Raw genomic sequence first — 12,357 nt, forward strand, 5'->3', positions numbered from 1 at the left:
GCGCGGTGGAGCGTTGCGGCATCGGCGGCGTGGCACAGCACGCTGCCGCGCGGTTCGGTGGCATAGGCGTTGCGCTCGCCCACCGGGCCGGGGAGCTCAAGCGCAAGGCCGGCGGGCGTGATGGCGGCGAGGGCCTCGGCTTCCGCCGCCGCGCCGGCCTCGCCGCGCCCGGCCAGCCAGGCCGCCCAGGCGCGGAGGGGGGCGCGGAGGGGGGCGGGCGCGGTGCCCGCCGGCAGGCCTGTCGATGCGGGGCGCGCGGCCAGCAGGCGGCGGAGGTAGAGCGGCCCGCCCGCCTTGGGGCCCGTGCCGGACAGCCCGTGCCCGCCGAAGGGCTGTACGCCGACCACGGCGCCGACCAGGTTGCGGTTGACATAGACGTTGCCCGCCCGGGCCAGGGCGGTGACGTGCTGGATGGTTTCGTCGATGCGCGAATGCACGCCGAAGGTCAGGCCATAGCCGGTGGCGTTCACCGCCCGCATCAGCGCCTCGATCCCGTCGCGGCGGAAGCGCAGCACATGCAGCACGGGGCCGAAGACCTCCCGCGTCAGCGCCTCCAGGCTGTCGATCTCGATGATGGTCGGCGGCACGAAGGTGCCATGGCGGCATTCCTCCGGCAGCGCGGACTGGTGCACCGGATACCCGGCCGCTCGCATCGCCTCGATATGCGCCAGGATTCCGTCCCGGGCCTCGCCGGTGATCACCGGCCCGATATCGGTGGAAAGCCGCTCCGGATTGCCGGTCGAGAGCTCCGCCAGGGCACCGCGCAGCATGGCGAGGACGCGGTCCGCCACATCCTCCTGCAGGCAGAGCACGCGCAGCGCGGAGCAGCGCTGCCCCGCGCTGTCGAAGGCGGAGACCAGCACATCGCCCACCACCTGCTCGGCCAGGGCAGAGGAATCCACCACCAGCGCGTTCTGCCCGCCGGTCTCGGCGATCAGCGGCACCGGCGCGCCGCCGGGGTTCAGGCGCTTCGCCAGCTCCGCCTGGATGCGCCTCGCCACCTCGGTGGAGCCGGTGAACATCACGCCGTGGATACGCGCATCCGCGACCAGCGCCGCGCCCACCTGGCCGTCGCCGGGCAGGAGTTGCAGCACCCCGGCGGGAACTCCGGCCTCGTGCAGGATGGCCACGGATTGCGCGGCGATCAGCGGCGTTTCCTCCGCCGGCTTGGCGATCACCGGATTGCCCGCGGCGAGCGCCGCCGCGACCTGCCCGGTGAAGATGGCGAGCGGGAAGTTCCAGGGGCTGATGCAGAGCACCGGCCCGAGCGGACGATGCGTGCCGTTGCGGAAGTCCCGCCGCACCTGCGCGCCGTAGTAGCGCAGGAAGTCCACCGCCTCCCGCACCTCCGCCACGGCATTGGCGAAGGACTTCCCGGCCTCCCGGACCAGCAGGCCGAGCAGGAGCGGCATCCGCTGCTCCAGCAGATCGGCGGCGCGGGACAGGCAGGCGGCGCGCGCCTCGGGGGGCTCCGCGGCCCAGGCCGCGGCGGCCTCCGCGGCGATGTGCAACGCGCTCCCGACCGCCTCCGCCGAGGCTTCCACCACCATGCCGACCCGGTCGCGGTGGTTGGCCGGATTCAGCACCGGGCGTGGCAGGCCCTGGCCTTTCATGCCGGCCAGGAGCGGCGCGGCGCGCCAGTCCTGCGCCGCGCTGTCCCGCAGCGCCGTGGCCAGCCGGGCCAGCTCGGCCTCGTTGCTCAGGTTCAGTCCGAGGGAGTTCGCCCGTTCCGCGCCGAAGAGGCCACACGGAAGCGCGATATGCGGGTTGGGCGCGCCCGGCGGCTGTTCCGCCGCCACCTGCGCGGCGGGATCGGCGGCCAGCGCCTCCACCGTCACGGCGGGATCCTGGATGCGGTTCACGAAGGAGGAATTGGCGCCGTTCTCCAGCAGGCGGCGCACGAGATAGGCGAGCAGCGTCTCATGCGTGCCGACCGGCGCGTAGATGCGGCAGGGGCGGTCCAGCTTTCCCGGCCCGACCACCTCCTCGTAGAGCGGCTCCCCCATGCCGTGCAGGCACTGGAACTCATGGTCGCCGATGCGGAAACCCTCGCCGGCCAGGGCGTGGATGCTGGCCAGGGTCTGGGCATTGTGCGTGGCGAATTGCGGGAAGACGGCGTCGCGCGCCTCCAGCAGCTTCCGCGCGCAGGCGAGGTAGGAGACATCCGTGTGCCGCTTGCGCGTGAAGACGGGGAAGTCCTCCAGCCCGTCGATCTGCGCGCGCTTGATCTCGCTGTCCCAGTAGGCGCCCTTCACCAGCCGGACCATCAGCCGGTGGCCGGAACGCCGCGCGAGGTCGATCACGAAGTCCAGCACGAAGGGCGCGCGCTTCTGGTAGGCCTGCACCACGAAGCCGAGGCCGTCCCATCCGGCCAGCGCGGGGTCGAGGCAGAGGGCCTCCAGGATGTCCAGCGAGAGGTCGAGCCGGTCGGCCTCCTCGGCATCGATGTTCAGCCCGATGTCGTAGCGCTTCGCCAGCCCGGCCAGCAGGGCCACGCGCGGCAGCAGCTCCGCCATCACCCTGTCGCGCTGCGCCCGCGCATAGCGCGGATGCAGCGCCGAGAGCTTGATGGAGATGCCCGGCCCCTCATAGATCCCGCGCCCCGCCGCCGCCTGCCCGATCGCATGGATCGCCGTCTCGTAGTCGCGGTGGTAGCGCTCCGCATCGGCGGCGGTGGTCGCGGCCTCGCCCAGCATGTCGTAGGAATAGCGGAAGCCCTTCGCCTCCATCTTCCGGGCCCGCACCAGGGCCTCGGCGATGGTCTGGCCGGTGACGAACTGCTCGCCCATCATCCGCATCGCCAGATCGACGCCCTTGCGGATCACCGGCTCCCCGCCCCGTGCGATCAGCCGTGTCAGCGCGTGCGACAGCCCCGTCTCGCTGCTGGTGGTGGCGAGGCGGCCGGTGACCACCAGCCCCCAGGTGGCGGCGTTCACGAAAAGCGAGGGCGAGTGCCCCAGATGCGAGCGCCAGTCCCCGCCGCCGATCTTGTCGCGGATCAGCGCGTCCCGCGTGGCGGTGTCGGGAATGCGCAGCAGCGCTTCCGCCAGGCACATCAACGCCACGCCTTCCTGCGACGACAGCGAGAACTCCTGCACCAGCCCTTCGACCGCACCGCGCGTGCCCTTGCGGCGCAGCGCCTCCACCAGCCGCGTGGCGGTGGCGGCCGCCCGTGCGGCGAGCGGGGCGGGAAGCGTGGCGTCCGGCAGGAGGCGGGCGATGCAGCCGGGCTCCGCCGCGCGCTCATGCCGGGTGATGGCGGCGCGGAGCGGGCCCTGTGCCTGGACCGAGGCGGCGAAGGCATCGAAGGGGATCGGCGCGGCGGACGGCATATCGAGGCGGGCGGCGAGCGACATGAGGTGGCTGGTTCCGGCTTTGGCGGTACGATCGAAGGGGTATCATTTTCACGACCGAATATGATTCGTTAGTTCTGGCCCGCACCTGAATTTCATACGGCAGGATCATGGGCCCTCCCCCTTCCGGCTTCAGGCGCCCGGAGCAGCGGGAAGCCAGCGGAGCGGTCCCGGGCCGCGGCGGCGCCCCGGCGGACCTGGCCTCCAGGCCCATTGCGGTCTGCCACGCGCCATTGTTTCCTCCCCCGGAAGAAGCCGGACGCCGCGGGGCGGGATACTCCGCCGCGCGGGAAGGCCGGCCGGGCAAGGGGAGGGAACGGGTGCGGATCGAACGGCTGCGCGCCTTCATGACACGCGACAGGGACCGCCCGCGCGTGCTGCTGGCCATCGACACGGATGCGGGGATCACCGGCTGGGGCGAATGCTACAACCACGGCCCGGACAGGGCCCTTCCGCCGCTGCTGGACTACCTCGCCACCTTCCTGGCGGGGCAGGACCCACGGCGCATCGAATACCTGATCCAGTTCCTGATGCAGCAATCCCGCTTCCCGCCGGGCGCGCTGGGCCTCGCCGCCATCTCGGCCATCGACCACTGCCTGTGGGACATCTCAGCCAAGGCGCTGGACGTGCCCGTGTACATGCTGCTGGGCGGCCATGCGCGCGACCGCGTGCGGGTCTATGCGGGCGTCTATACTGCGCCTGACCCGCCGCAGGCGCGGGCGGAGATGGAGGCGCTGCACGCGGCCTGGGGCTTCACCGCCTTCAAGCTCAGCCCCTACCGCATCGACCTGCACGCGCATCGCTGGGGCGAGGTGGTCCGGAGCAGTGCGGAATACTTCCGGCAACTGCGGGAAACGCTGCCATCCGGCTTCGAGATCGCCTTCGACGCACACGGCAAGATCTTCGAGCCGCGCCAGGCGATGCAGCTGGGCAATGCGCTGGCACCCTATGACCCGCTCTTCTTCGAGGAGCCGATCCGGCCGGAGAACTTCGAGGCCTGGGGCGCGTTGCGGCGCGGCCTGGATTGCACCCTGGCGACGGGGGAATCCCTCTATAGCCGCTTCGAGTTCCTGCGCCTTCTCCAGGTACAGGGCTGCGACATCGTCCAGCCGGATGTCTGCGCCGTGGGTGGCTTGCTGGAGATGCGCAGGATCGCCGCCATCGCGGAAGCGCACTACGTCACCATCGCGCCGCACAACCCGATGGGGCCGCTCGCCACGGCGGTGAACCTGCATTTCTGCGCGTCGCAGCCGAACTTCCGCATCCTGGAATACCGCTTGCCGCCGATGGGGGAGGGGGCGGGCTGCTATGTGCGCGATCCCTACCTGCCACGGGACGGTTATCTCGAACTCCGTCCGGACCGGCCAGGCTGGGGTGTGGAGATCGACGAGGAGTACCTGCGCCAGGACGGCTACATCCACTGGGAGCGCAAGGTGCCGCGCCGCCCCGACGGCTCCACCGCCTTCCCCTGAGGCGGCGGGCAAGGTCCGGAAGCTGGCAGGATTGATCATACCATTCCGCTCGCTCAGGCGAGCGATCGGGACGGTGACCGGCACCCGGAGGCACCGGCATCCGTAAACCCCATACGGAGCCTGGAAATCCGCTTGTGGAGCCGGCCATTTCCACTCTATTCATATGACAAATATAAGAGCCATGGCACCCCTCGCGGATGTCTGGGCAGGGAGAGCGGGCCTTGGCGCGAATGTCATGTCCTCGGGTGACGAATGCGGCTGCGGGCGCCGCCATGCTCCTCGAACGGGGCAGGGCCTGACCGTGCATCTTGGCACCCAGGTCCCCGCCCGCGACGACGAAGACTACCGGGTGATGGCGCAACTCGGCATCCGCCACGTCTGCGCCGATCCGCCCGGCAACCCGCATGACTGGACGCTCGACACGCTGCTGCGCTTCCGCGACAGGCTCGGAGGCTTCGGCCTGTCGCTCGACATGGTGCAGCTGCCGCTCTCCTCGCGCCCGATCGAGCAGCAGCACAGCCCTGACATCCTGTCCGCCGGGCCGGACCGTGACCGGCAGATCGACGGCATCTGCCGTCTGATCGAACGGCTGGCCGAGGCCGGCATCCCCGCCGCGAAGTACAACCTCAACATCATCGGCATCCCGCGCACCGCGATGGAACCCAGCCGGGGCGGCGCGATGAGCGAGGCCTTCCGCTGGGAGAAGGCCGACCATGACGCGCCGCCCACCCTGGCGGGCATCCTGCCGGAGGACGAGAACTGGGCGCGCGTCGACTATTTCCTTGAACGCGTCGTGCCGGTGGCGGAAAGCAGCCGCGTCCGCCTCGCCTGCCATCCGCACGATCCCTACACGCCGCCGGGCTATCGCGGCGTGACACGCGTGCTGGGCACGGTGGAAGGGCTGAAGCGCTTCGTGCAGATGCGCGAGAGCCCTTACCATGGCCTCAACTTCTGCCAGGGCACGGTCGGCGAGATGCTGGACGACCCGCGGCGCGAGGTCGGCGACGTCATCCGCTGGTTCGGCGAACGGAAGAAGATCTTCAACGTGCATTTCCGCAACATCCACGGCGGCAGGCTCTCCTTCATGGAGACCTTCCCGGAGGATGGCGACATGGACATGTGGGAGTCGCTGAGGACCTATGGCGAGACCGGCTATGAGCACATGATCATGCCCGATCACGTGCCGACCATCAGCGGACGCGATCCCCGGGATACGGCCTTCGCCTTCTGCTATGGCTACATCACCGGACTTCTGCAGGCGATGGGCCGCCTGGATCGCGAAGTTGATTGACTTTGATCGATGGTGATTATTACCCTTTCATGAATTCCGATTGAACCGGAACGGCCCCGGTCTCCAAAGGTCCGCAAGTAAAGACCGCCAAAGTGCGGAAACAAGAGCGCGAAGCGCGAACCGACCGGGGAACAGCCCGGCGGCCTGGAGGAAGAGATGTCCGAGAACAAGGAAAGCCGCCCCCGGGCGGTGCCTGGATCCTGTCGCCTGGAACGCCGCCGCCTGTTGCAGGGCGCCGTCGGCGCCACGGTGGCCATGGCCCTGCCGGGCGCCGCCTCCGCCCAGGGAGCAGCCGCAAAGGAAGCGCCGGACCTGGCCAGGCTGGCGGCGGACAGGAAACTGCCGCCGCTGGCCGAGCGCCTGCCGAAAAGCCCGCTGGTGGTGCAGGTCGAGAAGGCCGGCCGCTATGGCGGCACGTTGCGGCGCGGGCTGCGCGGCTCCTCCGACCACAACGGCATCCTGAAGATCGTCGGCAACCAGGGGCTGGTGCGCTGGAACCTCGCCTATACCGAGGTGCTGCCGAGCGTCGCCGAACGCTGGGAGATCAACGCCGACGCGACGGAATTCACCTTCCACCTGCGCCCCGGCATGCGCTGGTCGGACGGGCATCCCTTCACCGCGGATGACGTCGTCTTCGCCATCGAGGACTGCGCCAAGAACACCGAGCTGTACCGCTCGCCGCCCTCGGCCATCGTCATCGCCAACAAGCCCGGCACGGCGGAGAAGGTGGACGACAACACGGTACGCTTCCGCTTCGCTGCGCCCTACGCCATGTTCATGGAGGCGCTGGCCACGCCGCTCGGCCAGTACCCGACGCTGTTCCCGAAGCACTACTGCAGCCAGTTCCACCCCAAGTACGGCACGGGCGTCGCGGAGGCCGCGAAGGCGGCCGGCATGTCCGACTGGGCCGCGCTGTTCCGCGCGAAGTGCGGCGACGTCGAGATCCCCTCGCGCTGGGGCAATCCCGAGAAGCCGGTGCTCGATCCCTGGATGATCCGCGAGCCCTATGCCGGTGGCGCGACGCGCGTGGTGCTGGAGCGCAACCCGTACTTCTGGCAGGTCGACACGGCGGGCAACCAGCTTCCCTATATCGACCGCCTGAATCTCGGCATCTCGCAGGATGTCGAATCCCTGATGATCGACGCCGTTTCCGGCAAGCTCGACATCCAGGACCGGCATATCGACAGCCTGCAGAACAAGCCGACCCTGTCGCGCAACATGCAGAAGGGTGGCTACCACCTGGTGGAGCTGATCGGCGCCTCCTCGCAACAGATGCAGATCTACCTGAACCTGACGCACAAGGACCCGCAGATGCGGGCCATGTTCGGCAACAAGGGCTTCCGCCAAGCGCTGTCCCACGGCATCAACCGGGCGGAGATCATCGAGCTGGTCTATCTCGGCCAGTCCGAGCCCTGGCAGATGGGACCGCGCCCGGGGCATCCCTGGTATCACGAGACGCTGGGCCGCCAGTTTACCCAGTACGACCCGGCCAGGGCCAATGCCATGCTGGACGAGCTCGGCTACAACAAGAAGGACGGGCAGGGCTTCCGCCTGCGGCCCGACGGGCAGAAGGTCTTCTTCGCCGTCGATGTCATCCCGACCCTGGCGCCGGACCAGGTGGATGCGCTGGAGCTGGTAAAGCGCCACTGGGCCGCGATCGGCGTGGACATCAAGGTCAACACCATCGAGCGCGCCCTCTACTACACGCGCGGCGACAACAACGACCACGACGCGGCCACCTGGGCAGGGCCGGGCGGGCTGGACCCCATGATCGACCCACGCGACTATTTCGCGCAGCATCCGCAGGGCACGCGCTACGGCCTGCCCTGGGCGCAGTGGTACGTGTCCGGCGGCAAGGAAGGGCAGGAGCCGCCCGAGCACCAGAAGAAGCGGATGCAGCTCTTCGACCAGGCGCGCGGCACGGCGGACCTGGCCAAGCGCGGCGAGATCATGAAGCAGGTCTTCGACATCGCCGCCGAGGCCTTCGAGCCGATCGGCATCTGCCTCTACTGCAACTCCTTCGGCGTGGTGCGGAACAACCTGCAGAACGTGCCGCCGCGCTATCCCAGTTCCTGGTCCTGGCCCAATCCGGGCCCGGCCCTGCCGCAGCAGTTCTTCTTCTCGTCGTAGCCCCGGCGCGGCCCTGCCCCCTTCGTGGGGCAGGGCAAGGCGCCCTGAACCTTTCTGGCGGGACCATGCTGAAATTCATCCTCAAGCGCCTGGCCTGGATGGTGCCCGCCCTGCTGGTGGTCTCCTTCCTGGCCTTCGTGCTGATCCAGCTTCCACCCGGCGACTACGTGACGACCTATATCGCCACGCTCGCCGCCTCCAACGAAACGGTGGACCAGAACACCGCCGCCGAGTTGCGGGAACGCTTCGGCCTCGACCAGCCGATGCTGGTCCAGTACGTGAAGTGGATGGGCAACATCCTCCTGCGCGGGGATTTCGGCCTGAGCTTCGAATGGCAGCAGCCGGTGAGCGGGCTGATCTGGGAGCGCATGGCGCTGACCCTGGTGCTGACGCTGGCCACGTTGATCCTGACCTGGGCCATCGCCCTGCCGCTCGGCGTCTTCTCGGCGGTGAGGAAGTACTCGGTCGGCGACTACGTGCTGACCTTCCTCTCCTTCGTCGGGCTGGCCATCCCCTCCTTCCTGCTGGCCATCGTGCTGATGTACTTCGCCGCGGTGGAATGGGGGCAGGAGGTCGGCGGCCTCTTCTCCGACGAGTACGTCGCCGCGCCCTGGAGCATGGCGAAGCTGCTGGACCTGCTCTCGCATCTCTGGATTCCCGTGGTGATCCTGGCCGTCTCCGGCACGGCGAGCCTGGTGCGCGTGATGCGGGCGAACATGCTGGACGAGCTGCACCGGCCCTATGTCACCACCGCCCGGGCCAAGGGGCTCTCGGAATTCCACCTGCTGGTGAAATACCCGATGCGGGTGGCGCTGAACCCCTTCATCTCCACCATCGCCTGGCTGCTGCCGAACCTCGTCTCCGGCTCCATCATCGTGGCCATCGTGCTGAACCTGCCGACGGCGGGGCCGATGCTGCTGCAGTCGCTGATGAGCCAGGACATGTACCTGGCCGGCGCCTTCGTGCTGCTGATCTGCGTGCTGACCCTGATGGGCTCGCTGATCAGCGACATCCTCCTCGCCATCGCCGATCCGCGCATCCGGCTGGAGTAGCGATCCCATGTCCGACGCCGTCCTCGGGACCATCGACCGCCGCAGCCTCGCCGTCGCCTCGCAATGGCAGCTGGTCTGGTGGGCCTTCCGCCGCCACCGCCTCGCCATGATCGGGCTGGTGGTCACGGTCATCTTCTACGTCGTCGCCCTGGTGCCCGGCTTCTTCGCGATCAACGATCCGGAGCAGCAGAACACCCGCGCCGCCTACCATCCGCCGCAGATGATCCATTTCGTCGCGCCGGATGGCAGCTTCGGCCCCTTCGTCCATCCCTCGATCCTGAAACGCGACCCCGAGACGCTGGAGATGCGCTACGTGCCGGACGAGAGCCGGGTGGTGCGCCTGCGCCTCTTCGGCCAGGGCTACGAGCACAACCTCCTCGGCCTCTTCCCCACCCGCGTCCACCTCCTGGCCCCGGGCGAGCCGGGGCAGGTGGTGCTGCCACTGGGCGCGGACCGGCTGGGGCGCTGCGTCTATTCCCGCATCATGCAGGGGGCGCAGATCTCGCTCTCGGTGGGGCTTGTCGGCGTCTTCCTGTCGCTGACGCTGGGCATCATCCTGGGCGGCGTCTCCGGCTATTACGGCGGCTGGGTGGATTCCGCCGTGCAGCGCGCGGTGGAATTCGTGCTCTCGCTGCCCTCCATTCCCATCTGGCTCGCTGCCTCGGCCGCCCTGCCGCATGACTGGCCGGCGACGCTGAACTATTTCATGATCACGCTGATCCTCTCGCTCACCGGCTGGGCGCAGCTCGCCCGCGTGGTGCGCGGCCGCTTCCTCAGCCTGCGGACGGAGGACTTCGTGGCGGCGGCGCGGCTGGACGGCGCCTCGGAGAAGCGGGTCATCTTCCGCCACATGCTGCCCTCTTTCGCCAGCCACATCATCGCCTCGGTGACGCTGGCCATCCCGGCGATGATCCTGGCGGAGACCTCGCTCTCCTTCCTGGGCCTGGGATTGCAGCCGCCAACCATCTCCTGGGGCGTGCTGCTGCGGGAGGCCCAGAACATCCGTTCCATCGCCACGGCACCATGGCTCTTCGCCCCCGGCGTCGCCGTGGTGCTGTCGGTGATCGCCCTCAACTTCCTGGGAGACGGTCTGCGCGACGCCGCGGACCCGTACAACAAATGAGCGCCACGATCCTGGAGGCCCGGCCGGCGGCCCCGATGCCGGCACCCTCCGACACCGTGCTGGAGGTGCGCGACCTCGTCACGCATTTCCCGACCCGGGCGGGGGTGGTGAAGGCGGTGGACGGCGTCTCCTTCACCCTGCGGCGCGGGCGCACGCTCTGCGTGGTGGGGGAAAGCGGCTCGGGCAAGAGCGTCACCGCGCGCTCCATCCTGCAGATCGTGGACGCGCCGGGGCGGATTGTCGGCGGCGCCATGGTGCTGCACCGGCCGGATGGCAGTTCGGTGGACCTCGCGAAGCTGCATCCGCGCAGCCGGCAGATCCGCGCGGTGCGGGGGCGGGAGATCGCGATGATCTTCCAGGAGCCCATGTCCTCGCTCTCCCCGGTGCATACGGTGGGCGACCAGATCACCGAGGTGCTGCGCCTGCACCTGGGCATGAGCAAGGCCCAGGCGCGGGCGCGCTGCATCGAGCTGCTGGGGCAGGTGGAGATCCCCCGCCCCGAGCAGGCGATCGACCGCTACACCTTCGAGTTCTCGGGCGGGATGCGGCAGCGCGTGATGATCGCCATGTCGCTGGCCTGCAACCCGTCGCTGCTGATCGCGGACGAGCCGACCACCGCGCTCGACGTCACCACCCAGGCGGAGATCCTCGACCTCATCAAGCGCCTCCAGGCGCAGCACGGCATGGCGGTGATGTTCATCACCCATGACATGGGCGTGGTGGCCGAGATCGCCGACGAGGTGCTGGTGATGTACCACGGCAAGGTCGTGGAGGGCGGCCCCGTGGACCAGGTCTTCCACGCGCCGCAGAATGCCTACACGAAGATGCTGATCGGCTCCGTCCTGAAGCTGGAGCACGAGGCGGAGATCCGCCAGCACCGCAAGCCCATCGCGGCCGAGGTGCCGCCGGTGCTGGACGTGCGCAACCTCACCATGATCTTCGGCAATGCCAGGAACCCGGTCCTGGCGGTGGACGACGTCTCGCTCCAGCTCCGCCCCGGCGAGACGCTGGGCATCGTGGGGGAATCCGGTTCCGGCAAGACCACGATGGGCCGCTGCCTGCTGCGGATGTACCAGCCGACCGCCGGCGCCATCCGCTACCGCCGCGCCGATGGCGGGATCGTCGATCTCGCCACGGCGGACAAGGAGGTGCTGGCCGCCGCGCGGCGGGAGATCCGCATGGTCTTCCAGGACCCCGTTTCCTCGCTGAACCCGCGCATGACCGTGGCGCAGATCGTGGGCGAGCCGCTCCTGGTGAACCGGATCGCCAAGGGCCGGGAACTCGATGCGCGCGTGGCCGAGCTGCTGAAGCAGGTCGGGCTGAACCCGGACTGGCGGGAGCGCTATCCCCATGCCTTCTCCGGCGGGCAGCGGCAGCGCATCGGCATCGCGCGCGCCATCGCGCTGAACCCGCGCATCATCGTGGCGGACGAGGCGACCTCGGCGCTCGACGTGTCGCTGCGGGCGCAGATGCTGGACCTGCTGATGGGACTGCAGGACCGGCTGGGCCTGTCCTATGTCTTCATCAGCCACGACCTCGGCGTGATCCGCTACATGTGCGACCGGGTGGCGGTGATGTATCGCGGCAAGGTGGTGGAGACGGGCCCCGCGCGGCAGGTCTGCGACCATCCGGCCCATGCCTATACCCAGGCCCTGCTTTCCGCCATTCCGCGCCCCGATCCGCGGGCGCGGCGGATGCACCAGCGCTTCCGCTACGTGGCCTGAGCCCCGGCGGGCGCCGCCCGCCCGTCAGGCGGCATGACCCGCCAGCCAGTGACGCACCCCGTCCAGGCTGCGGAAATCCTCCAGGCTGCGGGCCGGGATGCCGGGACAGGCCTCCGCCGCCATGGCCGCCAGGGCGCGGCCGGGGCCGAGCTCCAGGAAGGCGCTGGCCCCGGCCTCGGCGCAGGCCTGCAGGCAGGCCGTCCATTCGATGG

General features: G+C 69.4%; 7 protein-coding genes and 1 pseudogene. 6 read left to right on the top strand and 2 right to left on the bottom strand.

Annotation, left to right across the window (positions count from 1 at the left end; translation table 11 throughout):
* A partial coding sequence (gene putA, locus ROTAS13_RS10890; RefSeq protein ID WP_075822334.1) for a trifunctional transcriptional regulator/proline dehydrogenase/L-glutamate gamma-semialdehyde dehydrogenase occupies positions 1-3,356 on the bottom strand: 3,356 nt, incomplete at its 3' end.
* Between the two features lie 317 nt (positions 3,357-3,673).
* Between putA and ROTAS13_RS10895 the strand changes: the two genes are divergently transcribed.
* The 6 genes from ROTAS13_RS10895 (at position 3,674) to ROTAS13_RS10920 (ending at position 12,145) form a co-directional block, all read left to right on the top strand.
* Positions 3,674-4,825, top strand: a complete 1,152-nt coding sequence (locus tag ROTAS13_RS10895) for a mandelate racemase/muconate lactonizing enzyme family protein (protein WP_058390259.1) — start codon at positions 3,674-3,676, stop codon at positions 4,823-4,825.
* A 235-nt stretch (positions 4,826-5,060) separates the two neighbouring features.
* On the top strand, positions 5,061-6,116 hold the full coding sequence (locus tag ROTAS13_RS10900; protein ID WP_216348630.1) for a mannonate dehydratase: 1,056 nt from the start codon (positions 5,061-5,063) through the stop codon (positions 6,114-6,116).
* Positions 6,117-6,272: 156 nt separating this feature from the next.
* Positions 6,273-8,246 carry an ABC transporter substrate-binding protein gene (locus ROTAS13_RS10905; RefSeq protein ID WP_075822335.1) on the top strand — a complete coding sequence of 658 codons (1,974 nt, stop codon included), beginning with the start codon at positions 6,273-6,275 and terminating at the stop codon, positions 8,244-8,246.
* Positions 8,247-8,311: 65 nt separating this feature from the next.
* Positions 8,312-9,298, top strand: a complete 987-nt coding sequence (locus ROTAS13_RS10910; RefSeq protein WP_019461873.1) for an ABC transporter permease — start codon at positions 8,312-8,314, stop codon at positions 9,296-9,298.
* Positions 9,299-9,305: 7 nt separating this feature from the next.
* The gene (locus tag ROTAS13_RS10915; protein WP_019461872.1) at positions 9,306-10,421 is read left to right on the top strand and encodes an ABC transporter permease; all 1,116 of its coding nucleotides are present in this window, start codon (positions 9,306-9,308) and stop codon (positions 10,419-10,421) included.
* A complete protein-coding gene (locus ROTAS13_RS10920) occupies positions 10,418-12,145 on the top strand; it encodes an ABC transporter ATP-binding protein (protein WP_216348631.1) in 1,728 nt (575 codons plus the stop codon). Before ROTAS13_RS10915 ends, ROTAS13_RS10920 begins: the two co-directional genes overlap by 4 nt.
* Before the next feature lie 24 nt (positions 12,146-12,169).
* Here the strand turns inward: ROTAS13_RS10920 and ROTAS13_RS10925 are convergent.
* Positions 12,170-12,357: pseudogene (locus ROTAS13_RS10925) on the bottom strand (malonate decarboxylase subunit epsilon); the annotation flags it as partial.

Source organism: Roseomonas sp. TAS13 (assembly GCF_001950415.1).
Lineage (GTDB): Bacteria > Pseudomonadota > Alphaproteobacteria > Acetobacterales > Acetobacteraceae > Roseomonas > Roseomonas mucosa.

What these genes read in the sequence shown, in the direction of transcription:
- ROTAS13_RS10920 (WP_216348631.1), top strand. Translation starts at nt 10,418, where the DNA reads ATGAGCGCCACGATCCTGGAGGCCCGGCCGGCGGCCCCGATGCCGGCA.
- ROTAS13_RS10910 (WP_019461873.1), top strand. Translation starts at nt 8,312, where the DNA reads ATGCTGAAATTCATCCTCAAGCGCCTGGCCTGGATGGTGCCCGCCCTG.
- ROTAS13_RS10905 (WP_075822335.1), top strand. Translation starts at nt 6,273, where the DNA reads ATGTCCGAGAACAAGGAAAGCCGCCCCCGGGCGGTGCCTGGATCCTGT.
- ROTAS13_RS10900 (WP_216348630.1), top strand. Translation starts at nt 5,061, where the DNA reads ATGTCCTCGGGTGACGAATGCGGCTGCGGGCGCCGCCATGCTCCTCGA.
- ROTAS13_RS10915 (WP_019461872.1), top strand. Translation starts at nt 9,306, where the DNA reads ATGTCCGACGCCGTCCTCGGGACCATCGACCGCCGCAGCCTCGCCGTC.